This window comes from Oceaniradius stylonematis (assembly GCF_003149475.2).
In the GTDB taxonomy this organism is placed as follows: domain Bacteria; phylum Pseudomonadota; class Alphaproteobacteria; order Rhizobiales; family Rhizobiaceae; genus Roseitalea; species Roseitalea stylonematis.
The window spans coordinates 20535-47183 of record NZ_QFWV02000004.1 but is presented as its reverse complement, the minus strand read 5'-3'; the positions used below and the strand labels follow the sequence as shown (position 1 = coordinate 47183).

The 26649-nt window shown below is 65.5% G+C and carries 23 protein-coding genes and 1 pseudogene; 15 read left to right on the top strand and 9 right to left on the bottom strand.

What is annotated here, in order from left to right:
• Positions 1–6: 6 nt before the first annotated feature.
• Both DEM25_RS03895 and DEM25_RS03890 read right to left on the bottom strand, forming a co-directional pair.
• Positions 7–705, bottom strand: a complete 699-nt coding sequence (locus tag DEM25_RS03895) for a TadE/TadG family type IV pilus assembly protein (RefSeq protein WP_158585153.1) — start codon at positions 703–705, stop codon at positions 7–9.
• A 2-nt stretch (positions 706–707) separates the two neighbouring features.
• Entirely contained in the window at positions 708–1199 is a 492-nt protein-coding gene (locus tag DEM25_RS03890) for a TadE/TadG family type IV pilus assembly protein (protein ID WP_109767823.1), read from the bottom strand.
• 192 nt (positions 1200–1391) lie between these two features.
• Here DEM25_RS03890 and DEM25_RS03885 point away from each other — a divergent pair, with 192 nt between their 5' ends.
• The 4 genes from DEM25_RS03885 (at position 1392) to DEM25_RS03870 (ending at position 7280) form a co-directional block, all read left to right on the top strand.
• Positions 1392–3227, top strand: a complete 1836-nt coding sequence (locus DEM25_RS03885; RefSeq protein ID WP_158585152.1) for a TadE/TadG family type IV pilus assembly protein — start codon at positions 1392–1394, stop codon at positions 3225–3227.
• Positions 3228–3421: 194 nt separating this feature from the next.
• The gene (gene groES, locus DEM25_RS03880; protein ID WP_109767825.1) at positions 3422–3718 is read left to right on the top strand and encodes a co-chaperone GroES; all 297 of its coding nucleotides are present in this window, start codon (positions 3422–3424) and stop codon (positions 3716–3718) included.
• Between the two features lie 63 nt (positions 3719–3781).
• Complete coding sequence (gene groL / locus DEM25_RS03875) at positions 3782–5422, top strand: chaperonin GroEL (RefSeq protein ID WP_109767826.1); 1641 nt, start codon at positions 3782–3784, stop codon at positions 5420–5422.
• A 250-nt stretch (positions 5423–5672) separates the two neighbouring features.
• Positions 5673–7280, top strand: a complete 1608-nt coding sequence (locus DEM25_RS03870) for a SulP family inorganic anion transporter (protein ID WP_109767827.1) — start codon at positions 5673–5675, stop codon at positions 7278–7280.
• On the opposite strand, the gene DEM25_RS03865 is transcribed toward DEM25_RS03870, so the two are convergent.
• The 3 genes from DEM25_RS03865 to DEM25_RS03855 are packed head-to-tail and all read right to left on the bottom strand — an operon-like array spanning position 7260 to position 10249.
• A complete protein-coding gene (locus DEM25_RS03865; protein WP_196780263.1) occupies positions 7260–7985 on the bottom strand; it encodes a DUF2161 domain-containing phosphodiesterase in 726 nt (241 codons plus the stop codon). The genes DEM25_RS03870 and DEM25_RS03865 overlap by 21 nt on opposite strands.
• A 27-nt stretch (positions 7986–8012) precedes the next feature.
• Positions 8013–9059, bottom strand: a complete 1047-nt coding sequence (gene tdh / locus DEM25_RS03860) for an L-threonine 3-dehydrogenase (protein WP_109767828.1) — start codon at positions 9057–9059, stop codon at positions 8013–8015.
• Complete coding sequence (locus tag DEM25_RS03855) at positions 9056–10249, bottom strand: glycine C-acetyltransferase (RefSeq protein ID WP_109767829.1); 1194 nt, start codon at positions 10247–10249, stop codon at positions 9056–9058. The genes tdh and DEM25_RS03855 overlap by 4 nt, the downstream gene beginning before the upstream one ends.
• A gap of 189 nt (positions 10250–10438) precedes the next feature.
• Between DEM25_RS03855 and DEM25_RS03850 the strand changes: the two genes are divergently transcribed.
• From DEM25_RS03850 to DEM25_RS03830, 5 genes are all read left to right on the top strand, one after another.
• Positions 10439–11458, top strand: coding sequence for a bifunctional riboflavin kinase/FAD synthetase (locus tag DEM25_RS03850; protein WP_439650648.1), 1020 nt, complete (start codon positions 10439–10441; stop codon positions 11456–11458).
• Between the two features lies 1 nt (position 11459).
• Positions 11460–12176, top strand: coding sequence for an SDR family NAD(P)-dependent oxidoreductase (locus DEM25_RS03845; RefSeq protein ID WP_109767830.1), 717 nt, complete (start codon positions 11460–11462; stop codon positions 12174–12176).
• A gap of 20 nt (positions 12177–12196) precedes the next feature.
• Positions 12197–12931, top strand: coding sequence for an SDR family NAD(P)-dependent oxidoreductase (locus DEM25_RS03840; RefSeq protein ID WP_245412755.1), 735 nt, complete (start codon positions 12197–12199; stop codon positions 12929–12931).
• Positions 12932–13133: 202 nt separating this feature from the next.
• The gene (gene ileS, locus DEM25_RS03835) at positions 13134–16094 is read left to right on the top strand and encodes an isoleucine--tRNA ligase (protein ID WP_109767832.1); all 2961 of its coding nucleotides are present in this window, start codon (positions 13134–13136) and stop codon (positions 16092–16094) included.
• Between the two features lie 171 nt (positions 16095–16265).
• Positions 16266–16835, top strand: coding sequence for a hypothetical protein (locus tag DEM25_RS03830; protein WP_245412754.1), 570 nt, complete (start codon positions 16266–16268; stop codon positions 16833–16835).
• 9 nt (positions 16836–16844) lie between these two features.
• On the opposite strand, the gene DEM25_RS03825 is transcribed toward DEM25_RS03830, so the two are convergent.
• Positions 16845–17276: a nucleoside deaminase gene (locus tag DEM25_RS03825; RefSeq protein WP_109767833.1), complete on the bottom strand. Its 432-nt coding sequence runs from the start codon at positions 17274–17276 to the stop codon at positions 16845–16847.
• A 96-nt stretch (positions 17277–17372) separates the two neighbouring features.
• Here DEM25_RS03825 and DEM25_RS03820 point away from each other — a divergent pair.
• The 3 genes and pseudogenes from DEM25_RS03820 to DEM25_RS03810 all read left to right on the top strand — a co-directional run.
• A pseudogene (locus tag DEM25_RS03820) lies at positions 17373–18722 on the top strand (pseudouridine synthase); the annotation flags it as partial.
• Positions 18723–18779: 57 nt separating this feature from the next.
• A complete protein-coding gene (rsmD, locus tag DEM25_RS03815) occupies positions 18780–19349 on the top strand; it encodes a 16S rRNA (guanine(966)-N(2))-methyltransferase RsmD (RefSeq protein ID WP_109767835.1) in 570 nt (189 codons plus the stop codon).
• Complete coding sequence (locus tag DEM25_RS03810; protein ID WP_109767836.1) at positions 19346–20254, top strand: patatin-like phospholipase family protein; 909 nt, start codon at positions 19346–19348, stop codon at positions 20252–20254. Before rsmD ends, DEM25_RS03810 begins: the two co-directional genes overlap by 4 nt.
• 9 nt (positions 20255–20263) lie before the next feature.
• On the opposite strand, the gene DEM25_RS03805 is transcribed toward DEM25_RS03810, so the two are convergent.
• The 3 genes from DEM25_RS03805 to DEM25_RS03795 are packed head-to-tail and all read right to left on the bottom strand — an operon-like array spanning position 20264 to position 23939.
• Positions 20264–21685: an MATE family efflux transporter gene (locus tag DEM25_RS03805; RefSeq protein WP_245412753.1), complete on the bottom strand. Its 1422-nt coding sequence runs from the start codon at positions 21683–21685 to the stop codon at positions 20264–20266.
• Positions 21682–22095 carry a VOC family protein gene (locus tag DEM25_RS03800; protein ID WP_196780310.1) on the bottom strand — a complete coding sequence of 138 codons (414 nt, stop codon included), beginning with the start codon at positions 22093–22095 and terminating at the stop codon, positions 21682–21684. The genes DEM25_RS03805 and DEM25_RS03800 overlap by 4 nt, the downstream gene beginning before the upstream one ends.
• An 8-nt stretch (positions 22096–22103) precedes the next feature.
• Positions 22104–23939, bottom strand: a complete 1836-nt coding sequence (locus DEM25_RS03795) for a monovalent cation:proton antiporter-2 (CPA2) family protein (RefSeq protein WP_109767871.1) — start codon at positions 23937–23939, stop codon at positions 22104–22106.
• Between the two features lie 154 nt (positions 23940–24093).
• On the opposite strand from DEM25_RS03795, the gene DEM25_RS03790 reads away from it, so the two are divergent.
• The 3 genes from DEM25_RS03790 to DEM25_RS03780 are packed head-to-tail and all read left to right on the top strand — an operon-like array spanning position 24094 to position 26548.
• A complete protein-coding gene (locus DEM25_RS03790) occupies positions 24094–25431 on the top strand; it encodes a TldD/PmbA family protein (protein ID WP_120222627.1) in 1338 nt (445 codons plus the stop codon).
• Positions 25432–25437: 6 nt separating this feature from the next.
• Positions 25438–26262, top strand: coding sequence for an inositol monophosphatase family protein (locus tag DEM25_RS03785; RefSeq protein ID WP_245412752.1), 825 nt, complete (start codon positions 25438–25440; stop codon positions 26260–26262).
• 49 nt (positions 26263–26311) lie between these two features.
• The gene (locus tag DEM25_RS03780; protein ID WP_109769336.1) at positions 26312–26548 is read left to right on the top strand and encodes a DUF4170 domain-containing protein; all 237 of its coding nucleotides are present in this window, start codon (positions 26312–26314) and stop codon (positions 26546–26548) included.
• The last annotated feature ends 101 nt before the right edge of the window (positions 26549–26649 follow it).

The window sequence follows — 26649 nt, the reverse complement described above, 5'->3', positions numbered from 1 at the left end:
GCGATTTCAGCCCCTGCACTTGTAGTCGAACTGGTCGCCGGGCTCTTCCACCAGATCGATATTGGGGACGTAGCGAAGCGGGAAATACTGGTTTACCCGGAACAGGCCGTCGTCCCTGTTTGCGGCCGGGTGCATGTCGAAGATGCCCAGATAATTGAAGGAGGGCGCCAGATGGAAAAAGCCATCCAGATGCAGATAGCGCATGCCGTCGATCTGGAGTTCGTTCGGGATGTTGACCAGGCGTCCGGGATTGCGGGCGCGGGTTTGGTGCCGCCGGTATTCCCATTCGATTCGGCCGCGAATACGCCCGTTGGGGCGCGTTTCAACGCGGATCATCGTCGCCAGGAACCGGAAATCGAGCGCGCCATTGGCCGGGAAGTCGTCGCCGCTCCGTTGCCGCCTGGCCCAGTTGCCGTGAGCATAGGAGTCGTAGACGAGTTCGGAGATCGCATCGAGCTGGTTGCAGGTCAGGTCCTCGGTGCGGGTGGTGATGATGTCGCCGACCGAATAGAGATTGCTGACCGCACGGTTGTACTGCGTATAGATCGTGCCGGCGTCCCAGGTCAGAAACGCCATCGCCGCGAAGATCGGCAGCACGAACGCCATTTCCACGGAAACCGAACCGCGGCCATTGCGTGCGAACAGTCGGGCCAGCGCGCGCCTGCGCCGGATCGCTTGATATGTGGTGGAGACAATCGAACCCATGATCACGGCTCCGTCATGAATGTGATGCCGCTGCTCAGCCTGGCTGCCTGATCGCCGAACAGCAGGTCGGTGAACATGATCGACGGCATGTCCACCTGTGCTTCGACACGCATGATCGTCTCGCGCGGCGCCAGTGTCAGCTGGTCGGGATCGGACGTCGACCAGACCTGGTTCATGTCCTGATCGTAGCGTTCGATGGTGATCTGCAAGGTGCTTTCGCAGGTCGAAAGGCTGACTCGCCCGCAGATCGTTTCGCGATACCATTCCTCGATCGTCAGATTGCGTTGCTGAACGACGGTGGCGGCATGGTTGGTGCGCAGGTCGAACACCGCCTTTTCAACCGCGCGCTGCGTCGATGTGGACGCGTAGACGAAATAGCAGATCTCGAAGATCGCGATCAGCAGCCCAAAGAAGGCCGGCGCCAGCAATCCGAACTCGATTGCGGCAACCCCGTCCTTTTCCCTGACGATGAACGATCTGATGTGGCTGAGCATGGCCCCTGCTTCCCGATTTGCCGGACAGGCTACCCGCAAAGGGTTTCATTTCCGTTTTCGCCGACCGTTCAAGTTCGAACGGCTCGTTAAACGGGTATTTAGGTGTTTGCCTTAGATTACCCGCCAAAGCTGTGGCGCATGGTGCGGGCGGGATCGCCGCGCACCGATGCCGCAAGGAACGAGGCGAAGAAGATGAAAAACCTGTTCAAGCGTTTTGCCGCCGACGAAAAAGGCACGGCCTACATCATGGCGGCGTTCGCCGTCGTTCCGCTGTTCGGCATGACCGGCCTTGCGGTCGACTATACGAACGCGGTGCGCACCGAAACCCAGATCGAGACGGCGGCCCAGTCGGTGGCGCTGCATCTGGCCAAGCGGACCACGCTGAACCCGAACATTCCGGCCGAAGACCTGATCGCCGAAGGCAAGGGCCTGATGGCCGAGATGGTCAAGGGCCGCACCCTTTCCTACGACGTCTTTCAGGTCGATCCGTCCAGCGGATTGGTGCGTATCGTCGCCAAGACCAGCATCGACACGTACCTGATGCACCTGTTCGGTCAGGACGAGTTGACCGTCGTCGGCCGCAAGCAGGCGCAGTTCGGCCGCCGCGTCGTGGAAGTTGCGATCGCCATCGACAATTCCGGTTCGATGGACTGGTTTGCAGGCGGCAGCCGCAAGATGGATGCGGCCAAGACCGCAGCTGGCGTGCTGATCGACGCGGCGAGTGATGCCGTGGCAGACTATGCCAACTCCGATCTGAAGTTCTCGGTCATCCCCTGGCACACCCATGTCAGCGTGCCTGACGAGTATCTGGGCGGGCCGGATCACGATGCCGACTGGATCGACTGGGAAGGCCGTTCCACGGGCCATTTCCGCTACCTGCCGCCGTATAAGCGCAACGGCGCGAATGCCGGTGACATGAAATGGCTGATGCCGCGGCGCGAAACCGATTGGCAAATTCCGCAGAGCCGCGAGTTGGTCTACTACGACCCCAACCGGCTCACCGAGGTTCTGCCGCTCGAGGCCGACGGCGACGGCGTTGACATCGATCAGCTCACGAGAAACGGCGATACGGTCGTCATCACGCGCAAGGACGTGTTCGATGCCTTCAGCAATGTCACCTGGAACGGGTGTTTCGAACACCGCGCCGGCGACTATCGTTACAGCTTCGACGCGCCCAACGATGACGACGGCGACTCGCTCTTTGTGCCGCACATGGCGCCTGACGAATACGACCGCGACGGCGGCGGGGACAGTTGGCAGCGTAACTATCGCAACGATTATGTCGACGATCTCGGCGGTGACACTGATTATGACGAGGACTACCTTTCGATCTGGAACCACGACGCCGATTTCTCTCGGGCCGATATCATGCGCGCTCGAACCTTCAACACCGCCAAATATGCCGTCTCGCAAAGCACGACGGGCAACTGGCATCCCTGGGGCTATTTCACGGGCCCGAACGGGCGCTGCAACACGGCCAAGCTTCAGGGGCTGACCGACAACCGGACTGTCATCGATCAAGCCATCGACGGCATGGACGCCAATGGCGGCACCGACCTGTCGATCGGCCTGTCCTGGGCGATGAACACGCTGACGCCCTGGGAACCGCTGGCCGGCGCCGCCGACTTCGGTGAAGCCGAGAAAATCCTCGTCTTCATGACCGACGGCGACAACTCTGCAGTGTACCCGGATGAATACATGACCAGCATGTCGAGCTTCGGTTACTTGAAGGACGATCCGATGCGCAAAGGCTGGGGCGACGATCCGTCCAAGGCCGAGGCCGACGCCGCGCTCGACGATGCGTCCAAGCAATATTGCACGGCCATCAAGGACCTCGGCGTCAAGATCTACTTCGTCTATTTCGGCACGCCGAGCGCCAACGCCACCGGTGTGATGAACCATTGCGCCACTTCCGAGGAAACGGCCATCGCGGCGAGCAATGAAGACGAACTGGTCGCCGCCTTCCGCAAGATCGGCGACGATATCGGCAAGTTGCGGCTGAGCCACTACACCCCGCCCGAGGACTGATCGTCGGGTCCACAAACCATCCGTTCGGAACGGGCGCCTTCGGGCGCCCGTTTTCGTTCCGTGGCCCTTGACTCCGGATTTTCCCATCCTTATCTGACCGGCGCTAGCACTCTCTCGATGTGAGTGCTAGCGAACGCATCCGCGTTCCTGTCTTTGCAAGAAGATGTCATTCAACGCAATCAAGGGTAACGAAAATGGCAGAGATGAACTTTCGTCCGCTGCACGACCGCGTGGTCGTTCGCCGCGTCGAGTCCGAGGAGAAGACGGCCGGCGGCATCATCATCCCCGACACCGCCAAGGAAAAGCCGCAGGAAGGCGAAGTGGTCGCCGTCGGTCCGGGCGGCCGTGACGATGACGGCGATCTGATCGCCATGGACGTCAAGGCCGGCGATCGTGTCCTGTTCGGCAAATGGTCCGGCACCGAGGTCAAGCTGAACGGCGAGGACCTGCTGATCATGAAGGAAAGCGACATTATGGGCGTTCTGGGCTGAGCCGCGTCCCGTCGATCATCAAACGCAAATTGCATTGGGCACATTGCCCGGGAGTAGAAGATCATGTCCGCTAAGGAAGTCAAATTCGGCCGCACGGCCCGCGAGCGCATGCTCGATGGCGTCAACATTCTCGCCGACGCCGTGAAAGTCACCCTCGGTCCGAAAGGCCGCAACGTCGTGCTCGACAAGTCGTTCGGCGCGCCGCGCATCACCAAGGACGGCGTCACCGTTGCCAAGGAAATCGAACTGGAAGACAAGTTCGAGAACATGGGCGCCCAGATGGTGCGCGAAGTCGCCTCCAAGACCAACGACATTGCCGGCGACGGCACCACCACCGCCACCGTTCTGGCCCAGTCGATCGTCCAGGAAGGCCACAAGGCGGTTGCCGCCGGCATGAACCCGATGGACCTCAAGCGCGGCATCGATCTGGCCGTCAACGAAGTGGTCGAAAAGCTGCTGTCGAGCGCCACCAAGATCGCCACCTCCGACGAAGTCGCCCAGGTCGGCACGATTTCCGCCAATGGCGAAAAGGAAATCGGCACGATGATCGCCGAGGCCATGCAGAAGGTCGGCAATGAAGGCGTCATCACCGTCGAGGAAGCCAAGACCGCCGAGACCGAACTGGAAGTCGTCGAAGGCATGCAGTTCGACCGCGGCTACCTGTCGCCCTACTTCGTCACCAACCCCGAAAAGATGGTCGCCGATCTCGAGGATCCCTACATCCTGATCCACGAGAAGAAGCTGTCCAACCTGCAGGCCATGCTGCCGATCCTCGAATCGGTCGTGCAGTCGTCGCGTCCGCTGCTGATCATCGCCGAGGACGTCGAAGGCGAGGCGCTGGCCACGCTCGTCGTCAACAAGCTGCGTGGCGGCCTCAAGATCGCCGCCGTCAAGGCACCGGGCTTCGGTGACCGCCGCAAGGCCATGCTCGAGGACATCGCCATCCTGACCGGCGGCCAGGTGATCTCCGAGGACCTCGGCATCAAGCTCGAAAACGTCTCGCTCGACATGCTGGGCACCGCCAAGAAGGTCAACATCTCCAAGGAAGAGACGACCATCGTCGACGGTGCCGGCGAGAAGGCCGACATCGAAGGCCGTGTCGCCCAGATCAAGCAGCAGATCGAGGAAACCTCCTCGGACTATGACCGCGAGAAGCTGCAGGAGCGTCTGGCCAAGCTGGCTGGCGGCGTTGCCGTCATCCGCGTCGGCGGTTCGACCGAAGTGGAAGTCAAGGAGCGCAAGGACCGCGTCGACGACGCGCTGAACGCAACCCGCGCCGCCGTCGAAGAGGGCATCGTGCCCGGTGGCGGCACCGCGCTGCTGCGCGCCTCCAAGACGATCAGCGCCAAGGGCGAGAATGCCGACCAGGAAGCGGGCATCAACATCATCCGCCGCGCCCTGCAGGCACCGGCTCGCCAGATTGCCACCAATGCGGGCGCCGAAGCTTCGATCATCGCCGGCAAGATCCTCGAAAGCGATGACGACAAGTTCGGCTACAACGCGCAGACCGGCGAGTTCGGCGACATGGTCGCCATGGGCATCGTCGATCCGGTCAAGGTCGTGCGCACCGCGCTCGAAGACGCCGGTTCGGTTGCGGGCCTGCTGATCACCACCGAGGCGATGATCGCCGATGCGCCCAAGAAGGAATCGGGGGCTCCGGCCGGCGGCGGCATGCCCGACATGGGCGGCATGGGCATGATGTAATCATGCCCGAAATGGCCGCCCGCGACTGAAAAGCGTTCGGGCCCGGCAAGCGGGCCCGAATGGCGGCATGGGCATGATGTAAGCCATCCGGCTTGCAGCATCAGCTTTTGAAGGCGGGGAGCGATCCCCGCCTTTCTCGTCTTGGCCATGCAGATCTGCATGGCAGCCGGACGCCAGCCTGTGTTGCATTGCACACAGGATGCTGTAGGAGGGCACATCCCCTGATCGCCTTCCCCGGATTGCTTGTTTCATGAAAGCCACCCTGGCAGCCCTGGCCGGGCGCATGTCGTTTGCCGACACTGTCCCGCACACACCGCCCGCGCTGACGCCGTCGCGCATCAAGACCGAGCTTCTGTCCGGCCTGACCGTGGCGCTCGCGCTCGTTCCCGAAGCGGTCGCCTTTGCCTTTGTGGCTGGCGTTCATCCGCTGGTCGGGCTCTATGCGGCGTTCATCGTCGGCCTGATCACCGCGGTGATGGGCGGCCGGCCGGGCATGATCTCCGGCGCCACGGGCGCGCTCGCCGTGGTGATGGTGTCGCTGGTCGCCCAGCATGGCGTCGAATATCTGTTCGCCGCCGTTGTGCTCATGGGCATCATTCAAATCCTCGCCGGCCTTTTTCATCTCGGCAAGTTCATTCGCCTGGTGCCGCATCCGGTCATGCTCGGTTTCGTCAACGGGCTGGCGATCGTCATCTTCATGGCGCAATTGACCCAGTTCAAGGTGCCTGGGCCCGGCGGCGGCCAGGTCTGGATGACCGGCTGGCCGCTCGCCCTGATGCTGGGCCTCGTCGCGCTCACCATGGCGCTCATCTGGATCGTGCCGAAACTGACAAAGGCGGTGCCGGCGCCGCTCGCGGGCATCGCGGTCGTCGCCACGCTGGTCATCGTCTTCGGCATCGATGTGCCGCGCGTCGGCGATCTCGCCTCGATCGAGGGCGGGCTGCCGCAGTTTCACCTGCCGGCCGTGCCGCTGACGCTCGAAACGCTGCGGATCGTCCTGCCCTATGCGCTGATCCTCGCCGCCATCGGACTGATCGAGAGCCTTCTGACGCTGAACCTCGTCGGCGAGATCACCGGCCAGCGCGGCGGCGCATCCAAGGAATGCGTCGCCCAGGGCACGGCCAACACCGTGACCGGCTTCTTCGGCGGCATGGGCGGCTGCGCGATGATTGGCCAGTCGATGATCAATGTGAAATCGGGCGGACGGACGCGCCTGTCGGGCATTTCGGCAGCGCTGTTCCTGCTTGCCTTCATCCTCGTCGGCTCGTCGCTGATCGAGCAGATCCCGCTGGCCGCGCTCGTCGGCGTCATGTTCATGGTCGTCATCGGCACGTTTGCCTGGCAGAGCCTGACCATTTTGCGCCGCATCCCGGCGACCGACGCGTTCGTCATCTTTCTGGTCACCATCGTCACCGTCCTGACCGACCTGGCCATCGCGGTGATCGTCGGCGTCATCGTCTCGGCGCTTGCCTATGCCTGGAGCAACGCCACGCGCATCCGCGCGACGACCCACGTCACGCCCGAAGGCGCCAAGACCTACCAGATCGAGGGTCCGCTGTTCTTCGGCTCCGCCGACGGCTTTGTCGAACTGTTCGATCCGGAAAACGATCCGGTACTCGTCACCGCCGATTTCATGAACAGCCGGGTCGCCGACCAGTCGGCCCTGCAGGCGATCGAGCAGATTGCCGCGCGGTATGAGGCCGCCGGCAAGACGCTGCAATTGCGGCACCTGTCGCGCGACTGTCATCAGCTTTTGAACCGCGCCGGCCAGCTCATGGTCGATTCCGACGACGATCCCGATTACGGCGTCGCGGTCGACTATGGCGTCAGGATCGGGTCACTGGGCGGCGGGCATTGACGCGGCGGCGTCGACGGTTTCAATGAGAATTGCGATGTCCGGCGCGTGCGCATCGAGCGCCGCCCGGCCTTTCGGACTGAGCGTATAGACGCCGGTACCGGCGCGTTCGAACCAGCCATAATGGTCGTCATACATGATCGGGCGGGCGCGCCGGACGCCGGTCAGCCGCGCCACCTCTGCCGCCTTGGTCGGCCCGTTCTCGCCAAGGCACCGGGCGCAGCGCAGTGCATCCTGCCGGTAGGCCGTCATCAGCGTACGCCGCGTCATGCCGCCCTCGTTGGGGTCGCCGACCCGTCGCGCAAACTCTTTGAGAAGCCGCGCCTTCTTCGGCCTTGAGGGCCGGGGCCGGTAGGGGGCAGGGTCTTCGTGAATCTCGGCCAGCCCGTCTGCCAGCCGCACGGTGATCAAGCCAAGGCCCAGCCGCCGGCACAGTTTGCGGTTCTGCTTGAGCGCCTTCAGGAACGGCCGGCCTTCGCCGCGCGGCACGGCGACATAGACATGGTCGGTCATCGCCTGCCGCTCGATCGCCTGATGGAAAAGCGACAGCGAGAACGCGGTTTTCAGTTCGACAATGACCGGGTCTTCGTCGCCGCGCACGGCGACGATATCGGCCGCGCCGACTTCGCCCTTGACCTCATAGCCCTGGCCTTCAAGCAGCCGCTTGATGGGAGCGTAGAGCTCGGTTTCCCTGATTCGCGCCGCCATGCATGATTGATAGCACAGCGTGCAACCTCACCCCCAGTCGAGCACCACCTTGCCGCTTTGGCCCGAACGCATGATTGCGAACCCGTCCTTGAAATCCTCGGCGGAAAAGCGGTGCGTGATGACTTGCGACACGTCGAGCCCGTTCTCCAGCATGGCGATCATCTTGTACCAGGTCTCGAAGATCTCCCGGCCGTATACGCCCTTGATGGTGATCGCCTTGAAGACGATGCGGGACCAATCGACCGGCGACTTGCCCGGCGGAATGCCGAGCATGGCGATGTGGCCGCCCATCACAAGGGCTTCGACCATCTGGTCGAGCGCGGCTTGCGATCCGCTCATTTCGAGCCCGACATCGAAGCCTTCCTTCATGCCCAGACCATCGGCGACCGATTGGAGGTCGGTCTCGGCCACGTTCACCGGCACCACGTCCGCGACCCGGCCTGCGAGCGCCAGCCGGTCCTCATTGATATCGGTGATCACCACATGGCGCGCGCCGATATGCCGGGCCACCGCGCCGGCCATGATGCCGATCGGCCCCGCGCCGGTGATCAGCACATCCTCGCCCACCAGATCGAAGGACAGCGCCGTGTGCACCGCATTGCCGAGCGGATCGAGGATCGCCCCGATATCGTCGGACACCGCATCGGGCAGAGGCACGACGTTGAAGGCCGGCAGGCGCAGATAGTCGGCGAAGGCGCCCTGTTCATTGACACCGATACCGCGTGTTTCGGGATCGAGATGAAACCGGCCAGCGCGGCTCGCCCGGCTGTGCTTGCCGACCAGATGGCCTTCGCCCGACACGCGCTGGCCGATTTCCAGATCGTCCACGTTTGCGCCCAGCTCGACGATTTCGCCCGCGAACTCGTGGCCGGTGACGAGCGGCACGGGCACCGTCTTCTCTGCCCACGCATCCCAGTTCCAGATATGGATGTCGGTGCCGCAAATGCCGGTCTTGCGGATGCGGATCAGGACATCGTCCGGCCCGATCTCCGGCACCGGCAGGCGCTGCATCTCAAGGCCGGGACCCGCATGGGCCTTGACCAGCGCCCGCATCATGTTGGGCCGCTCCGTCATGACAGCACCCCCGTCGCCTTGCCCGCCCGCTCGAACGCGCCGAGCGCCGTGTCCAGATCGCCGCGCGACAAGGCCGCGTTCATCTGCGTGCGAATGCGCGCCTTGCCCTTGGGCACGACAGGGAAGAAGAAGCCGGAAACATAGACGCCTTGCTCGAACAGGGCCGCCGCCATGTCCTGCGCCAGACGGGCTTCGCCGAGCATCACCGGCACGATCGGATGTTCGCCGGGCAAAAGCTCAAATCCCAGATCGGTCAGCCCGGCGCGCCAATGGGCGGTGTTGCCGAACAGTTGCGTGCGCAAATCGTCGGCCTTTTCGACCAGATCGATGGCGGCGATGCCCGCCGCGACGACCGCCGGCGGCAGCGAGTTGGAGAACAGGTAGGGCCGGGCGCGCTGGCGCAGCATGCCGATCACCGCCTGCGGGCCGGCAATGTAGCCGCCGATCGCCCCGCCCAACGCCTTGCCAAGCGTGCCGGTCAGGATATCGACCTTATTGGCGACGTTGAAATGGGCGTGCGTGCCGCGCCCCTGCGGCCCCATGAAACCGGTGGCGTGGCAATCGTCGACCATCACCAGCGCATCGTGGCGTTCGGCGAGCGCCACGATTTCAGGCAGCCGGGCCAGATAGCCGTCCATGGAAAAGACGCCGTCGGTGGCGATCATGACGAAGCGCGCGCCGTCGGCCCGTGCCGCTTTCAATTGCGCTTCCAGATCGTCCATGTCCGAATTGGCGTAGCGGTAGCGCCTCGCCTTGCACAGGCGAATGCCATCGATGATCGAGGCATGGTTGAGCGCGTCCGAGACGATCGCGTCCTCAGGCCCGAGCAGCGGCTCGAACAGCCCGCCATTGGCATCGAAACAGGCGGCAAACAGGATCGCATCGTCCTTGCCGAGGAACGCCGCGAGACGCCGCTCCAGCGCCCGGTGCAGATCCTGCGTGCCGCAGATGAAGCGCACGCTCGCCATGCCGTAACCGTGATCGTCCATCGCCATCTTGGCGGCGCCGATCAGCGCCGGATGATCGGCAAGGCCGAGATAGTTGTTGGCGCACAGATTGATGACATCCCGGTCGCCGACGGCGATATGGCCGCCCTGCGGCGAGGTGATCTCGCGCTCGCGCTTCAAGAGGCCGTCGGCCTCCATTGCGGCAAGGCTTTCCTCGAGATGCGCAAGAAACGGCGTTGCCATGGTCAACTCCTCCCGACACCATCGTTGCGCGGTGGGGCCTGTGCCGCAACCGCCGCCGCGAAGCAAATTGTCGGAACGGCGCCCCGCAACGTGTCTCGCGGTCCCGGCGCAGGCTTGAAACGGTCCACAAAGTGTGCACTTTCGCGGCTCCGTCGGGGCCGTCAATCGCATGCGCCCGGCGACCCTGAAATGTCGTGGCGCCCGCGCGCCAAAAAGGCCGAATCGATGATCGCGCGCCATTCGTCCCTTGCCGGCCTGCCTGCCCGTCTGCGCGGCGCAACGGTTGCCATCGGCAATTTCGACGGCGTACACCGCGGCCACCAGGCGGTGCTGGAAGCGGCGGGCGCGGCCGCTGAGCGCGATGCGACGCCTCTGACGGTACTGACCTTCGAACCGCATCCGCGCGCAGTGTTCACGCCCGACAGGGCGCCAGCGCGGATCACGCCTGCGCCGATGAAGGCCGAAATCCTCGAGGCGCTCGGCTTCGATGCCGTGGTCGAAATGCCGTTCACGCTCGATTTCGCCGCGCTCACCGCCGACCAGTTCATCGACGATGTTCTGGTTTCCGGTTTTGGCGTGCGCCATGTGGTCACCGGCTTCGACTTTCATTTCGGCGCCAAGCGCCAGGGCGGACCGGCCTTTCTGATGGAGGCCGGCAGGAACCGCGGCTTTGATGTCATCCTCGTCGATGCCGAACGCGACACCGACATCCATGTCATCTCGTCGAGCCGCATCCGCGACGAGTTGCAGACCGGCCGGCTGGACGACGCCAACCGGCTGCTCGGCTACCGCTACCGGGTGCGGGCCGAGGTGGCCAAGGGCGAGCAATTGGGGCGGACACTCGGCTATCCGACCGCCAACATGGCGCTTCCGGAAACGACGCCGCTGGCCCATGGCATCTATGCGGTGCGGTTCATCCGCGCCGATGGCACCATCCATGACGGCGTCGCCAGCTTCGGGCGCCGCCCGACGGTCACCGAGAACGGCGCGCCGCTGCTCGAAACTTTCCTGTTCGATTTCCATGGCGATCTTTACGGCGAGACCTGCACGGTCTGCCTCGTCGCCTTCCAGCGCGGCGAGGAAAAGTTCGACGATCTCGACACCCTCGTTGCGCAGATGACGCGGGACGAGGCGTCCGCGCGCCAAACCTTGGCCACGGTGGAGCCGCTGTCGCCGCTCGATGCCACGCTCACCTTCGGCGGCGGTTGAGATGGCGGAGGCGCGCCGCAGGATCGTCGTCACCGGCGGCACAAGCGGCATCGGCCTCGAACTGGTCAGGCGGCTGGCGGACCGCCACGACATTCTCGTGGCCGGCCGTCGCGCCGATACCGATGCGCTGCCCGTGCTGCCCGAAGGCGTGCGCTACGTCCATGCGCCGCTGACCGATCCCGAGGCCGCAACGCAAGCGATCGCGGAAGCGATGTTGAAAGCCGGCTGGGTGAAACTCGACAATCTCGTCCTGAACGCCGGTACCGGGTTTGCGGTCGAGGGCGGCATCGAGTCCGCCGCGCAAATCCGCGAGACGCTCGCCGTCAATCTCACGGCGTCAGTGCTTCTGGCGCGTGCACTGTTCCCGTGGCTGGAAAAGGCCGGCGGCACGCTGACGCTGGTCGGCTCGGTCGCGCACACAGGGCAGGGGCTGTTTCCCGCCTATGCGGCCTCCAAGGCGGGATTGCACGGGCTGGCGCGCGCGCTCCGAGCCGAGTGGTCCGGGCGCGTTGCCGTGCAGATCGTCCATCCCGGCCCGACCCGCACGGAGATGCACGCCAAGGCCGGGCACGATCCTGGCCGCCTGCGCGACATCTTCATACCGGCGGACCGCATGGCCGCGATGCTGGAAGGCGCGATCGCCGCGCGCCGTTCGCCCGTCACCCTGTCCTTCGGGCGATACTGGACCGGCCGCGCCGCGTGGAGCGGAAAGCTGTGAGCGCGGCACGCAGAGCCCTTGTGACCGGGGCGAGCGCCGGTCTTGGCCGCGCCTTTGCCGAGCAGCTTGCCGCCGGCGGGTACGCCGTCACAGGCATCGACCGGGATGCGCCGGGCGCCGATGCGCCGTTCGACCATCTGCGCTGTGACCTTGCCGATCCCGGCGCCGTCGATACGCTTGTTGGCGACCTCGCGGGGCGCGGGCCGTTCGGTTGGATCGTCCTCAATGCCGGCATTTCGGCCACCGGCCCGTTCGAGGCGATCCCGCCCGAGGCTTATGCACGGCTACTCGCGGTCAACACCGAAGCGCCGATGGTGCTCTGCGCAGGCCTTGCGGCGGCGGGCGCGCTGGCGCCGGGCGGGCGGCTCGTCTTCGTCTCCTCGCTTAGCCACTTCACCGGCTATCCGGGCGCGGCGAGCTATGGCGCGTCCAAGGATGCGCTGGCCGTCTATGCCAAGTCGGTCCGCGCGCCGTTCAAGAAGGCCTATGGCGTGTCGGTGTCGGTCGCCTGTCCCGGTCCGCTGCGCACAGACCATGCCGCACGCCATGCGCCCGAGGGCGCCGACGCCGCAAAGCGCATGCCGCCCGACGAAGCGGCCCGGCGCATTCTGGCTGGCGCGCAAAAGGGCAGAGCGATGATCACGCCCGGCGCCGGCGCGACGATCTTCGCACTCATCAGCCGGCTGGCGCCCGGTCCTGTCACGTCGGCGATGAAGCGCATCATCTACGACAAACTGGACAGAAGCGTCTTCTGAATTGCGCCTTCCATTCGCACCGCACCATTGATAGAAGCACGGCCATGTCGACACGCGTATGCGCCATTTTCCGAATTACCGGCCCGGCCCGCCGCTGACCCAGCGTAGCGGGGCCGGGAATGCGTTTGCGGGGCTGCCCGCCTTCACCTGATCCTCACCGGCGCCGCGCACCGCGCTTGACGCCAAACGACGCGATGAAACGATGACCCAGACCACCGAAAAAGGCAGCGCCAACGACAATGTCGAGGCGCTCGATTACTCAAAGACGCTCTATCTGCCGCAGACCAATTTCCCGATGCGTGCCGGACTGCCCAAGAAGGAGCCCGAACTGGTCGCCCGCTGGCAGGAGATGGGCCTTTACAGACGCCTTCGCGAGGACGCTGCCGGCCGCGAGAAGTTCGTGCTGCATGACGGCCCGCCCTATGCCAACGGCAACATCCATATCGGCCACGCGCTCAACAAGATCCTCAAGGACGTCATCACCCGCTCGTTCCAGATGCGCGGCTATGATTCCAACTACGTGCCGGGCTGGGACTGTCACGGCCTGCCGATCGAATGGAAGATCGAGGAGCAGTATCGCGCCAAGGGCCGCGACAAGGACGAGGTGCCGGTCAACGAGTTCCGCAAGGAATGCCGCGACTTCGCCGCCCACTGGATCAAGGTGCAGACCGCCGAGTTCAAGCGGCTGGGCATCGAGGGTGATTTCGACAAGCCCTATACGACGATGAACTACCACGCCGAGGCACGCATCGCCGGCGAACTCCTGAAGTTCGCCAGGAGCGGCCAGCTTTATCGCGGCTCCAAGCCGGTCATGTGGTCGGTGGTCGAGCGCACGGCGCTGGCCGAGGCCGAGGTCGAGTATCAGGATTATGAGTCCGACACGGTCTGGGTGAAGTTTCCGGTGACCATGACCATACAATCCGACCCCGAGAAGCTGGATCTTCATGGCGCTTTTGTGGTGATCTGGACAACCACGCCCTGGACGATCCCCGGCAACCGGGCGATCAGTTTCTCTAAGAAGATCAGCTATGGGCTCTACGAGGTCACTACCGCCGAAAACGACTTTGGGCCGCGTCCGGGTGAGAAGCTGATCTTCGCCGACGAGCTGGCAGAAGAGAGCTTCGCCAAAGCCAAGCTTGAGTTCACTCGCATCCGAGATATCGGCGCAGGCGAGCTTGCCAGCCTTGAATGTGCACACCCGCTCAAGGGCTTTGGCGGCGGGTACAAGTTTGCCGTACCGCTGATCGACGGCGAGCACGTGACCGACGACGCGGGCAGCGGCTTTGTGCACACAGCGCCGGGCCATGGCCGTGAGGATTTCGACGCCTGGATGGACAATGCCCGCGCTCTCGAAGCACGCGGCATCTCCGCCGCCATCCCCTTCACCATCGACGATGCCGGCTATTTCACCAAGGATGCGCCCGGCTTCGGCCCCGATCGCGAGGGTGGTGCCGCCCGCGTCATCGACGACAAGGGCAAGAAGGGCGACGCCAACAAGGCGGTGATCGAGGCGCTGATCGGCAGGGACATGCTATTCGCGCGCGGCCGGCTCAAGCACACCTATCCGCATTCCTGGCGCTCGAAAAAGCCGGTGATCTTCCGCAACACGCCACAGTGGTTCGTCCATATGGACATGGACCTTGGCGACGGCACCACGCTCCGCGACCGCGCGCTCAAGGCCATCGACGAGACGCGCTTCGTGCCGGCCTCGGGCCAGACGCGGCTTCGCGGCATGATCGCCGACCGGCCCGATTGGGTGCTCTCCCGGCAAAGGGCATGGGGCGTGCCGATCTGCGTCTTTGCGGACGATGACGGCAATGTGCTGCAGGACGAGGGCGTCAACAAGCGCATTCTCGAAGCCTTCGAACAAGAGGGCGCCGACGCCTGGTTCGCCGACGATGCCAAGGAACGGTTTCTCGGCAATGAGCACGACCCGTCCAAATGGCATCAGGTGATGGACATTCTCGATGTCTGGTTCGATTCCGGCTCGACCCATGCCTTCACGCTGGAAGACCGGCCCGACCTGAAATGGCCCGCCGATGTCTATCTGGAAGGCTCGGACCAGCATCGCGGCTGGTTCCATTCCTCGCTTCTGGAAAGCTGCGGCACGCGCGGCCGCGCGCCCTATGACACGGTCATCACCCATGGCTTCACCATGGCCGAGGACGGCCGGAAGATGTCGAAGTCGCTCGGCAACCAGGTCTTCCCGCAGGACGTGATGAACCAGTCGGGCGCCGACATTCTGCGCCTCTGGGTGATGACGACCGACTATTGGGAAGACCAGCGCCTGGGCAAATCGGTTATCCAGACCAACATCGATGCCTATCGCAAGATGCGCAACACGGTGCGCTGGATGCTCGGCACGCTCGCCCATGACGAGGGCGAGAGCGTCGAATATGAGGACATGCCCGAGCTCGAACGGCTGGTCCTGCACCGGTTGTGGGAACTCGATAAGCTGGTCGACAAGGGCTATGACGCGTTCGACTTCAAGCGCATCACCCGCGCGCTACTCGATTTCATGGTTCTGGAGCTGTCGGCCTTTTATTTCGACGTGCGCAAGGATGCGCTCTATTGCGATCCGCCCTCGTCGCAACGCCGCCGGGCGGCGCTTCAGGTCGTCCATCATCTGTTCAACCGGCTGGTCACCTGGCTGGCACCGATGCTGCCCTTCACCATGGAGGAAGCCTGGCTGAGCCGCTATCCCGATGCCGAATCGGTGCATCTGGAACAGTTCCGCAAATGCCCGGACCAGTGGCGTGACGATGCGCTTGCCGACAAATGGGCCAAGGTGCGCAAGGTGCGGCGCGTCATCACCGGCGCGCTGGAAATCGAGCGCCGCGACAAGCGGATCGGTTCGTCGCTGGAGGCCGCGCCCGTCGTCCATGTCACCGACAAAGGGCTGATGGACGCGATCGACGGGCTCGACATGGCCGAAATCGCCATCACCTCGGACATCGTCGTCAGCAGCGATGCGCCGCCGGCGGATGCCTTTACCCTCGATGAGGTTACCGGCGTCGCGGTGGTCCCGGCCATGGCGGAAGGCACCAAATGCGCCCGCTCCTGGCGGGTGACGCGCGATGTCGGTTCTGATCCGGAGTTTCCGGACGTGTCCGCCCGCGATGCCCGTGCCCTGCACGAATTGCGCGATCTCGGGCGGCTTTGACGGTACGATCGCCATGGTTAACCATCGTTAACCGTGGCGATTTACCTCGTCCGTGCCGATGTGATAGACGCGCTTCACGAAATCGCCGGATTTGGCGTGCATGGCGCGCTCGGGGCGAGGGTTCGGCGGGTGTCCGCCCGATCAGGCGGCGCCAAACCGATAGGGTCAGTGATGTCAAACAAAGTTCTTCGTTCGACCGGGTCGATGGCGCTCGTTTGCGCCGGCGGCCTAGCCTTGGCCGGCTGTTTCGGCCCGACCTACGGCACCGGTGTCACCGCGACTGACCAGCTGTTCGACGATCTGAACAATGCGATCTCGTTGGGCGATCGCACGCCGCCCCCGCGGATCAACTATACGCCGCGCCCGGACATCGTCCGTCCGGCCGATCCGAACAATCTGCCGCCGCCGCAGGAGAGCATTGCCACCGCCTCCGGTCAGTGGCCCGAAAGCCCCGAAGAGCAGCGCGCGCGGGTGCGCCGCGAAGCCGATGAGGGCCTCCGCGATCCCAATTTCATCGCCAACCGGCGCGACGCCGAGGCGATTGGCGCTTCCGAGGGGCCGGATCGCGTGCAGGCGAGCGCCGTGCGCCGGGTCTATCTGACCGATCCGCCGGTTGAATACCGCCAGCCCGCCGAAACCGCCGCCTATGGCGATCTTGGACCGACGGAATCGGAAAAGGAGCGCGCGGCCAAGCGTGCCCAGGGTGAAAAGACCGGCTGGCGCCGTTTCCTGCCGTTCTAGAACGGTCCGCTAGGTCCGCCGTTCGGCGAAGAACCGCTTGAGCAGGCCGGCCGCTTCGGTTTCACCGATCCCCGGATAGACCTCCGGCGCATGGTGGCAGGTCGGCTGCTCGAAAAAGCGCACGCCGGAGATCACCGCGCCGCCCTTGGGATCGGTCGCGCCGAAATAAATCCGCCGGATGCGCGCAAAAGAGATCGCCGCCGCGCACATCGTGCACGGCTCCAGCGTGACATAGAGGTCGCAGCCGGTCAGCCGCTCCTGCCCGAGCGCCGAACAGGCCCCGCGGATCGCCAGCATCTCGGCATGGGCGCTCGGGTCGTTCGTCTCGCGTGGCCGGTTGCCGGCGCGGGCGATGATCTCGCCGTCCTTGACGATCACCGCGCCGACCGGCACCTCACCGCGCTCCGCGGCGGCGCGCGCCTCGTCCAGGGCGGCCTGCATGTGTGGTGACGGTCTGGCGGGCACAGGCGGCAACTTTCTCTCGCGCGTGGCGCGCCAAGCTGGTAATCACGCGCCGACACAAGGCAAAAACACCAAATGAGTGCTGACGACAAGAGATCCGGCGGCAAACGCCCGGCGGGCGGCAAGCCCATGAAGAGCCGCGGCTTCAAGGACCGGCCCGGCGGCGGCCCCAAGCGCCCGCGAAACGACGCCGGCGGCGATGCGCCGTCCCGCGACAGCCGCGGCTACAAATCCGCGCCGCGCAGCACCGTGCCTGCGGGCGGCAAACCCGGCGGTCCGCGCAAGGAACGGGACCGCCCGCCGCGTGTCGAGCCGAGGCCCGATCCCGCGCCCGCCGAAATTCCGGAGACGGCGCGCCCCGAAGAGCGGATCGCCAAGCGTCTGGCGCGCGCCGGTGTGGCCTCCCGCCGCCAGGCCGAAGGGCTGATCGCCGACGGCCGCATTTCGGTCAACGGAAAGGTGCTGACAAGTCCTGCCGTCAATGTCACCGCCGAGGACAGGATCGAGATCGACGGCAAGCCGATCCCCCAGGTCGAGCGGACGCGGCTGTGGCTCTATCATAAGCCGGCCGGCCTCGTGACGTCCAACCGCGATCCCGAGGGCCGTCCGACCGTGTTCGAGCGCCTTCCCGGCGATCTGCCGCGCGTGGTCAGCATTGGCCGCCTCGACATCAACACCGAGGGGCTGCTGCTTCTGACCAATGATGGCGGCCTGGCCCGTACGCTCGAACTGCCCCAGACCGGTTGGCTGCGCCGCTACCGCGTGCGCGCCCATGGCCGGATCACCCAGAAACGGCTCGACGATCTCAAGGAGGGCATGGCCGTCGATGGCGTCTTCTATGGCGCGATCGAGGCGACGCTGGAGCGCGAGCAGGGCTCCAATGTCTGGATCGAGATGGGCCTGCGCGAGGGCAAGAACCGGGAGGTCAAGAATGTGCTCGGCGCGCTCGGGCTCGAGGTGAACCGGTTGATCCGCATCTCATACGGTCCGTTCCAGCTGGGCGCGCTCGAAGAAGGCGCGGTGCTCGAGGTCAAGGGCAAGACGCTGCGCGACCAGCTCGGCGCGCGGCTTATCGAGGAGTCCGGCGCCGATTTCGATGCGCCCGTGCTGCGCTCGTTTCCCAACCGCCCCGTCAGGGCCGGCGATGGAGAGGGCGAGACGCGTACGATGACGGTCCGCAAGGATGGCGACTGGGTGTCGGGCACGCGCGACGCCAACAAGCCGGACAAGGGTGGGCCCGCATCGGGCGGCAAGCGCTTCGAGAAGGCCGGCGACCGCCGCGAACGGGTGCGGGACCGCTGGTCGACCAAGGCGCCCGGTACGGACAAGGACGAAGGCGGCAAGCCGAAGCACCGTGCCAACCGCTCGTCGAACGTGTGGATGGCGCCCGGCGCCCGGCCGGAGAGCAAGCGCAAACCGTCAAAGGGCGGCCCGAAACCCGCCGGCCCGCGCAAGCCCGGCAAACCGGACAAGGGCTGACCGGTGCGGATCGTCGGCGGACGGTTGCGCGGCCGCGCCATCGCCGCGCCGAAATCCGGCGCCATGGCGATCCGGCCGACGACCGATCGGGCGCGCGAGGCGTTGTTCAACATCATCGCGCACAATCCCGCCGGCAAGCTCGAGGGTGCCCGCGTCCTCGATCTGTTTGCCGGTACCGGCGCGCTGGGGTTCGAGGCCCTGTCACGCGGCGCGGCCTTCGCCCTGTTCGTCGAACCGTCCGTCGAGGGGCGCGGGCTGATCCGCAAGACGATGCATGATCTCGGCCTTCAGGGCGCCGCGAAGCTTTTCAAGCGCGATGCGACGCGCTTGGGACCGATCGGTACTATGGCGCCGTTCGATCTGGTCTTCGCCGACCCGCCCTATGGCAAGGGGTTGGGCGACAAGGCGCTTGCGGCGATGTTGCACGGCGGTTGGTTGTCCCCCGGCGCGCTGATCGTGCTAGAAGAGACGGCGGCGGCCGCCATCGCGCTGCCGGACGGCCTGACGATGCTCGACCGCCGGCGCACGGGCGACACCGCCCTGAACTTCATCGCGGCTGGAGAGCCATCATGAGCGCGACCATCGACGAGGTGCGACCCGGGCAGGTGCCGTCGGCGCAAAGCGGCCCGACCGTCGCGATCGCCTTCGGCGGCGGCGGCGCACGCGGTTATGCGCATATCCACATCATCGAGGTGCTCGAGGAGATGGGCATCCGTCCGGTGGCGATCAGCGGCGCCTCGATCGGTGCGATCATGGGCGCGGGCATGGCCTCGGGCATGTCCGGCCGCGACATTCGCGACTACACGCTCAAGCTGGCCGGCAACCGCACCGAAGTGATGGGCAAGTTCTGGCAGACGCGGCCGGCGCGGCTCAGCGAACTCGTCGATGGCGGCTTCCGGTTCGGTCAGTTCAATGTCGAGCGGATCGTCAGGACGTTCCTGCCGCCCGAGATCGCCGAGGATTTCGATGCGCTGGAGATCCCTCTGTCGATCGTCGCCACCGACTATTACGGCCATCGCCAGACCTTTTTCGAGAGCGGCGATCTCTATTCGGCGATCGCAGCGTCCGCGGCGATCCCTGCGATCTTCAAGCCGGTTCGCCGCGACGGGCGCATCTATGTCGATGGCGGCCTGTTCAATCCGGTGCCCTACGACCATCTGATGGGCAAGGCGGACATCGTGATCGGCATCGATGTGGTCGGCGCCCCGCAGGGGGACCCGTCCAAGCCGCCGACGACCATCGACAGTCTTTACGGCGTCTCGCAGCTGATGATGCAGTCGATCCTTCAGCTCAAGCTGATGGTCGGCCCGCCCGATGTCTTCATCCGTCCGCCTGTCTCGCGCTTCCGCGTTCTGGACTTTCTCAAGGCGCAGCAGATCCTCGATGCGACGGCGACCGTGCGCGACGAGTTCCGCCAGAAGCTGGAAGCGGCGATCGCCGCCTGGGAGATGGACCCCGCCGGCGTCCGGCACGGATAGCGCGTCGCTCTACCCCAATGTCGCGCCCTTGGCGCTGGTGAACGGCGACTGTGCGGTCGGCGGCACTGGCCCCGTCGGCGGTTCGGCATCGTCGCGATGCTCGATCGTGGCGATCACCCTGAAACAGACGATCACCGAGGCGATGCCGAAGACCACCGCGCCCAGCGCCCAGCCGGCGATCGCGCCGGTCGCGCCGTAGAGCTTTGCGCCGGCCCAGACGAACGGGATCACGCCGAGCGTCGAGCGGCCCCAGTTGAACATGGTCGAATAGAGCGCGTAGCCCAGATTGTTGAAGGCGGCATTGGCGACAAACAGCCCGCCATTGAACAGAAAGCTGATCGCCGCAAACAGGCAGAAGAAGACGATCAGTTCGCGCGCCTGTCCGGTCGCGCCGAAGAGATCCGCAATAGGCTCGGCGAAGATCGCCAGCGCGGCGCAGACGGACAGGACATAGATGATGGTGAAGATCAGCGCGTCGCGCATCGCCGAGCGCAGCCGGTCATATTTCCGGGCGCCGAGGTTCTGCGCCAGGATCGGCCCGACCGCGCCCGAAAGCGCGAAGACCGCGCCGAACGCCACCGGGATCAGCCGACCGATGACCGCCCATCCGGCCACCGCATCGTCGCCGAATTGCGCGATCTGCGCGGTCACGTAGGCGTTGCCGACCGGCGTTGCGAGCTGTGTCATCACCGCCGGGCCGGCGATCAGAAGGAACGGCCGGGCGATGCCCGTCAGGGTCGCCGGGTCCGGCAGGCGGACCAGATTATGCACCACGATCGCGCCGTGAAGTCCGATCGCCAGAATGGCGCAGCGGGAGATCACGGTGGCGATCGCGGCGCCGGTCACGCCCAGATCGAGCCCGAAGATGAACACCGGGTCGAGCGCCGCCGAGATCGCGCCGCCGATCAGCGTCACATACATGGCCCGCCTTGCGTCGCCGACGGCGCGCAATATGCCAGCCGCGCCCATGCCGATGGCCACCGCCGGCGTCGACGGAACGACGATTTGCAGGAAGCCGACGGCAATCGCCTGGGTTTCGCCGCGCGCGCCCAGAAGCCCGGTCAGAAAATGGAGATTGGGCCAGATCAGCGCGGCGATCGCGGTCATCGAAAGGCCGATGAACAACAGCGCCGCGCCGCCATTGCGCGCCGCGCGCTCGCGGTCGCCGGCGCCGAGCGCCCGCGCGACAAGCGCGCTGGCTCCGATCGTCATGCCGATCGCCACCGAGATTGCAAAGAACATCAGCGTGCCGGCATAGCCGATGGCGGCGGCCAGTTCCTCCTGTCCCAGAAGCGAGATGTAGAACAGGTTGAGCGCATCGACGATGAAGATCGCCACCAGCCCGATCGAGCCGGTGGCGGTCATCGTCACAACATGACCCATGGTCGGACCGGTCAGGAACTTCGCCTCGCCGGCCCGCGCCTCGCTCATGTCGCGAACAGGGACTCCATCGAGGCAAAGCCCTTGAATTCGAGCGCATTGCCCGACGGGTCACGGATGAACAGGGTGGCCTGCTCGCCCGGCTGGCCGGCAAAGCGCGTCAGCGGCTTCTCGATCCAGTCGATATCGCCGCGCGCCTCCAGCCGGCCGGCCAATGCGCGCCAGTCGTCGATCGGCAGCACGACGCCGAAATGCGGCACCGGCACGTCGATCGTGTCGACATGGGTCTTGCTTTCGCCGGCGGGCGCATCGCGCTGATGCGCGACGATCTGGTGGCCGAACAGTGAAAAGTCGATCCAGTGATCCGACGAGCGGCCCTCGGTGCAGCCGAGCACATCGCGATAGAAGGCGCGTGTCTTTTCAAGGTCGGTGACCGGAAAGGCCAGGTGGAAAGGTGTCAGGGGCGCGGTCATGATGGTTCGGTGGTCTCCTCGCGGTCGGGCGTGTCGCTCTGGTCGGTGTAGATGACTTTGGCCTCGCGCGTCGGCTTGGTCAGGGGCTCGGGCGTCACCGGCTCGGTGTGCAGCATGTGGCCGCCCGCATAGATGCCCTCGACCGCCTGGATGCGCAGCCGTTCCTCGTCGCGCTTGCGCACATCGTCGCGGATTTCCGAGGCGGCATCTTCGGAAACGCCCAGCGCCTGCAGCGTGCGGGCGCCGAAGACGAGGCCCGATTCGAACGTCTCGCGCAGCTCATATTCGACATTGCCGGCGCGCAGCTCCAGCGTGTGCGCCCTGTCATAGGCGCGCACGAACAGGCGTGCCTCGGGATATTCGCGCTGGATCAGGGCGACGATCTGGTCGGTGACGTCCTTTTTCTGCGTGCAGACGGCAACGATCTTGGCCCGCTTGATGCCGGCCGCTTCCAGGACGTCCTTGCGGGTGCCGTCGCCGAAATAGATGCGAAAGCCGAAGCGTTGTGCGGCTCGCACACGGTCGGCGGAATGATCGATGATGGTAACGTCGGAGCCGCCCGACAGAAGGATTTGCGAGGCGACCTGCCCGAATCGCGAAAAACCGACCATCAGCACGTCGGCGCCGCGGTCGGCGCCGGCGAAATCCTCGTCCATCTGCTCGGGCTTGTCGTCGTCATAGAGCAGCGGCCCCAGCGCGACGCTGATCGGCGTCAGCGCCATCGACAGCGTCACGATGGCGATCAGGATGGACGATGTCTGGCCGTCGAAAATGCCGAAGGCGACGGCCGACGAGAACATCACGAACCCGAACTCGCCGCCCTGCGGCAGCACAAGCGCGGTGCGCACGGAGACGTCGTGCGGAGTGGCGAATGCCCGGCACAGACCGTAGATGATCGCCGCCTTGATCGCCATCACAAGCGGCACCGCGATCAGGATGACCAGCCATTCGCGCAGCAGCACACCCAGATCGAGGCTCATGCCGATCGCCATGAAGAACAAGCCCAGCAGCAGGCCGCGGAACGGCTCGATGTCGGCTTCCAACTCGTGCCGGTAGGAGGACTCGGCGAGCATCACGCCGGCGATGAACGCGCCCATGGCCATCGACAGGCCGGCCACCTGCATCAGCATGGCCGAGGCGAGGACGACGAACAGCGCTGTGGCGATCATCGCTTCGCGCGCACCGGTGTTGCCGATGATCCGGAACAGCGGGTTGAGCAGGTAGCGCCCGGCGGCGATCAGCACCGCTACGGCACCGATGGCGAGGGCGAAATTCAGCGCGTTCATATTGCCCGCATCGGCGCCGCCGGGCGCCAAAAGCGGAATGATGGCCAGCAAGGGAACGATCGCAAGGTCCTGGAACAGCAGGATCGCGAACGATTTCTGCCCGTGGCGGCGGCTCATCTCTCCGCGTTCTTCGAGGATCTGCAATGCGAAGGCGGTCGACGACAGGGCGAGGCCGAAACCGATGACGAGGCTCGCCGACAGGCTGAACGGGGTCAGCACCATGGCGAGCGCACACAGAACAAGGCCGGTGAGCACGACCTGCGCGGCGCCCAGGCCGAAGATCGACCGCCGCATCGACCACAGCCGCGATGGTTTGAGTTCTAGCCCTATGACGAACAGCAGCAGGACGACGCCGAATTCGGCGACCTGGAAGACCGCTTCGGCATCGGCGAAAAGCCCCAGCAGGGGACCGATCACGACGCCGGCGGCCAGATAGCCCAGAACCGTGCCGAGACCGAGCCGCTTGAACAGCGGCGCGGCGACGACGGCACCGCCCAGAAGGATGATCGCCTCGCTGTAAAAACCCGGTGTTGCGCCGCCGGCCATGTCCTGTTCCGTCAATCGGGGGCGTCAAGACCGCAGCCGGCCTTGATGAACGTTCGCATCAGCAATAGATGAAGCGCCGACAAATGAAAACAACGCCGTTGCGGCACGTCGAGGGCGGTACGCCCGCCGCCGTGCGCAATCCCGGAACAGACCGATGGATGATCACAGCCAGACACTGCTCGACCGCGCATCGGCGCTCGTCGACGCCGCCAAGCGTGCCGGTGCCGATGCGGCCGACGCCGTTTCGGTGCGTTCGCGGTCGCGGGCCGTGACCGTGCGCAACGGCAAGGTCGAGGGCACCGATTCGTCCGAGAGCGACGACCTTTCATTGCGTGTCTTCGTCGGCCGGCGGGTGGCAAGCGTCTCGGCGGCGGCGACGGCCGACGCCAACCAGCTTGCCGAGCGCGCGGTGGCGATGGCGAAAGTGTCGCCCGACGACCCCTATAACGGTCTGGCCGATCCGGATCGTCTGGCGCGGCAGATGCCCGACCTCGACCTCTTTGATGCAACCGAGGTGTCGCCGCAGCGCCTGACCGACGATGCGCTGGAGACCGAAGCGGCGGCGCTTGCGGTCAAGGGCGTGACCAATTCGTCCGGCGGTTCTGCCTCGGCGGGCGAGGCCGGCTTCGTCCTGGTCACGTCCGACGGGTTTTCGGGCGCCTATCGCGGCTCGCGGTTCGGCCGGTCAGTGTCGGTGATCGCCGGCGAAGGCACGGCGATGGAGCGCGATTACGAGTTCTCGAGCCGCACGCACTTTTCCGATCTCGATCCGGCTGCGGAAATCGGCCGCAAGGCCGGCGAGCGCGCCGTCCGGCGGCTCAATCCGCGCAAGATGCCGACCGGCAAAGTCACCGCGATCTTCGACCCGCGCGTCGCGCGGTCGATCCTCGGACACCTGTCGGGCGCCATCAACGGCGCGTCGGTGGCCCGCAAATCGACGTTTTTGCGCGACAAGATGGGCGAAGCGATCGCCAATCCCGCCATCACGGTGGTCGACGACCCGCACCGGCCGCGCGGCGCCGGTTCGCGCCTGTTCGACGGTGAGGGCGTTGCCGCCAGCCCGCTGACCATGGTCGAGAACGGCGTGCTCAAGCACTGGTTCCTGTCGACCGCCATCGGCCGCGAACTCGGACTTGAGACAAACGGCCGCGGCGTGCGCGGCGGCACCACCGTCAATGCGGGCTCGACCAACCTCTCCATCGAGCCGGGTACCGTTTCGCCCGAGCAGATGATCCGTGATGCCGGCACGGGCTTTTACGTCACCGAGGTGTTCGGCCAGGGCGTCAATCTGATCACCGGCGAATACAGCCGCGGCGCGTCCGGCTTCTGGATCGAGAACGGTGAGCCGACCTTCGCCGTCTCCGAGGTGACGATCGCCGGCAATCTCGCCGACATGTTCCTGACCATGGTGCCGGCGAACGATCTCGACCGCGCCTTTTCGACCGCCGCGCCGACTTTGGCTGTTCCCTCCATGACACTGGCCGGGACCTGACCGGCCGTGGCGGCCCCCGCAAACGCATCCGAACCGCTTCCCGCCCTGGCCGACGAACTCGCGCTCATCGCCGGGACGGCCCGCAAGGCCGGGGCCATGGCGATGCAGTATTTCGGCGGCAGCGATCTCGACGTTCGGCTGAAGGACGGCGAATCTCCGGTGACCAAGGCCGACTATGCGGTCGACCGCTATCTGCGCGAAACGCTTCTGGCGGCCCGGCCGGGCTATGGCTGGTTGTCCGAGGAAACGGCCGACAGCGACGTGCCGGGCCGGATGGCCGCGCCGCGCACTTTCATCGCCGATCCGATCGACGGCACCCGGGCCTTCATTGCCGGCCACGCCGTCTGGTGCATCTCGGTCGGCCTTGTGGAGGCGGGCAAGCCCGTTGCCGGTGTGCTCGAATGCCCCGCCCTCGGCGAGACGATCAGCGCCACCGCCGGCGGCGGCGCACACCGGAACGGCCGGTCGATCCGCGTCGCCCGTCCGGGCGCGGAATTGCTGATCGGCGGGCCTCGCGCCCTTGTCGACCGGCTGAACGCTTCGGGCGCGGCCCGTGCGCGCCGGCACAGCCACGTTCCCTCGCTGGCATACCGGCTGGCGATGGTCGCAAGCGGCGCGATGGACGGAAGTTTCGTCAAGCCGTTCGCCTCCGACTGGGATATCGCCGCCGCCGCGCTCATCCTGACCGAGGCGGGCGGGGTCTTCACCGACGGCAAGGGCGCCGATGTGACGCTCAATGGCGCCGATCCGCTCAAGGGCACGCTGGTCGCCTCTCATCCCGACCTGAAGGCGGCGATGTTGGGAGTTGTCGGCGATCTCGGCTTCGGATAATCAGGCGCCAGTTTCCGGCCCGGTTCGCACAGCGAAAGGCAGACACCCCATGTCCGAAAGCACTCAGGACAAACAGCTCTTGCACCTTGTGTTCGGCGGCGAACTGGAATCGCCCGACGGCATCCGCTTCCGCGATCTGGAAGCGCTGGACGTGGTCGGCATTTTTCCCGACTATGCCAGCGCGGTCGCCGCGTGGAAGGCCAAGGCGCAGATGACCGTCGACAATGCGCATATGCGCTATTTCGTCGTGCATCTGCACCGGTTGCTGGAGCCGGACAAGCAATAGCGGAGCGGATGCGGCGGCAGGAGCTCGGTGCGCCGGTCCGAATGTCGCCATGGTCGGCCATCAGGCTCGGTCGCCGCATTGTCCGGCGGCCTGACGTATCG

Bases quoted from the DNA above. Each gene is read 5' to 3' on its own strand.
- DEM25_RS03895 (WP_158585153.1), bottom strand. From the start codon at position 705: ATGGGTTCGATTGTCTCCACCACATATCAAGCGATCCGGCGCAGGCGC.
- DEM25_RS03890 (WP_109767823.1), bottom strand. From the start codon at position 1,199: ATGCTCAGCCACATCAGATCGTTCATCGTCAGGGAAAAGGACGGGGTT.
- DEM25_RS03885 (WP_158585152.1), top strand. From the start codon at position 1,392: ATGAAAAACCTGTTCAAGCGTTTTGCCGCCGACGAAAAAGGCACGGCC.
- groES (WP_109767825.1), top strand. From the start codon at position 3,422: ATGGCAGAGATGAACTTTCGTCCGCTGCACGACCGCGTGGTCGTTCGC.
- groL (WP_109767826.1), top strand. From the start codon at position 3,782: ATGTCCGCTAAGGAAGTCAAATTCGGCCGCACGGCCCGCGAGCGCATG.
- DEM25_RS03870 (WP_109767827.1), top strand. From the start codon at position 5,673: ATGAAAGCCACCCTGGCAGCCCTGGCCGGGCGCATGTCGTTTGCCGAC.
- DEM25_RS03865 (WP_196780263.1), bottom strand. From the start codon at position 7,985: ATGGCGGCGCGAATCAGGGAAACCGAGCTCTACGCTCCCATCAAGCGG.
- tdh (WP_109767828.1), bottom strand. From the start codon at position 9,059: ATGACGGAGCGGCCCAACATGATGCGGGCGCTGGTCAAGGCCCATGCG.
- DEM25_RS03855 (WP_109767829.1), bottom strand. From the start codon at position 10,249: ATGGCAACGCCGTTTCTTGCGCATCTCGAGGAAAGCCTTGCCGCAATG.
- DEM25_RS03850 (WP_439650648.1), top strand. From the start codon at position 10,439: ATGTCGTGGCGCCCGCGCGCCAAAAAGGCCGAATCGATGATCGCGCGC.
- DEM25_RS03845 (WP_109767830.1), top strand. From the start codon at position 11,460: ATGGCGGAGGCGCGCCGCAGGATCGTCGTCACCGGCGGCACAAGCGGC.
- ileS (WP_109767832.1), top strand. From the start codon at position 13,134: ATGACCCAGACCACCGAAAAAGGCAGCGCCAACGACAATGTCGAGGCG.
- DEM25_RS03830 (WP_245412754.1), top strand. From the start codon at position 16,266: ATGTCAAACAAAGTTCTTCGTTCGACCGGGTCGATGGCGCTCGTTTGC.
- DEM25_RS03825 (WP_109767833.1), bottom strand. From the start codon at position 17,276: ATGCAGGCCGCCCTGGACGAGGCGCGCGCCGCCGCGGAGCGCGGTGAG.
- DEM25_RS03810 (WP_109767836.1), top strand. From the start codon at position 19,346: ATGAGCGCGACCATCGACGAGGTGCGACCCGGGCAGGTGCCGTCGGCG.
- DEM25_RS03805 (WP_245412753.1), bottom strand. From the start codon at position 21,685: ATGAGCGAGGCGCGGGCCGGCGAGGCGAAGTTCCTGACCGGTCCGACC.
- DEM25_RS03795 (WP_109767871.1), bottom strand. From the start codon at position 23,939: ATGGCCGGCGGCGCAACACCGGGTTTTTACAGCGAGGCGATCATCCTT.
- DEM25_RS03790 (WP_120222627.1), top strand. From the start codon at position 24,094: ATGGATGATCACAGCCAGACACTGCTCGACCGCGCATCGGCGCTCGTC.
- DEM25_RS03780 (WP_109769336.1), top strand. From the start codon at position 26,312: ATGTCCGAAAGCACTCAGGACAAACAGCTCTTGCACCTTGTGTTCGGC.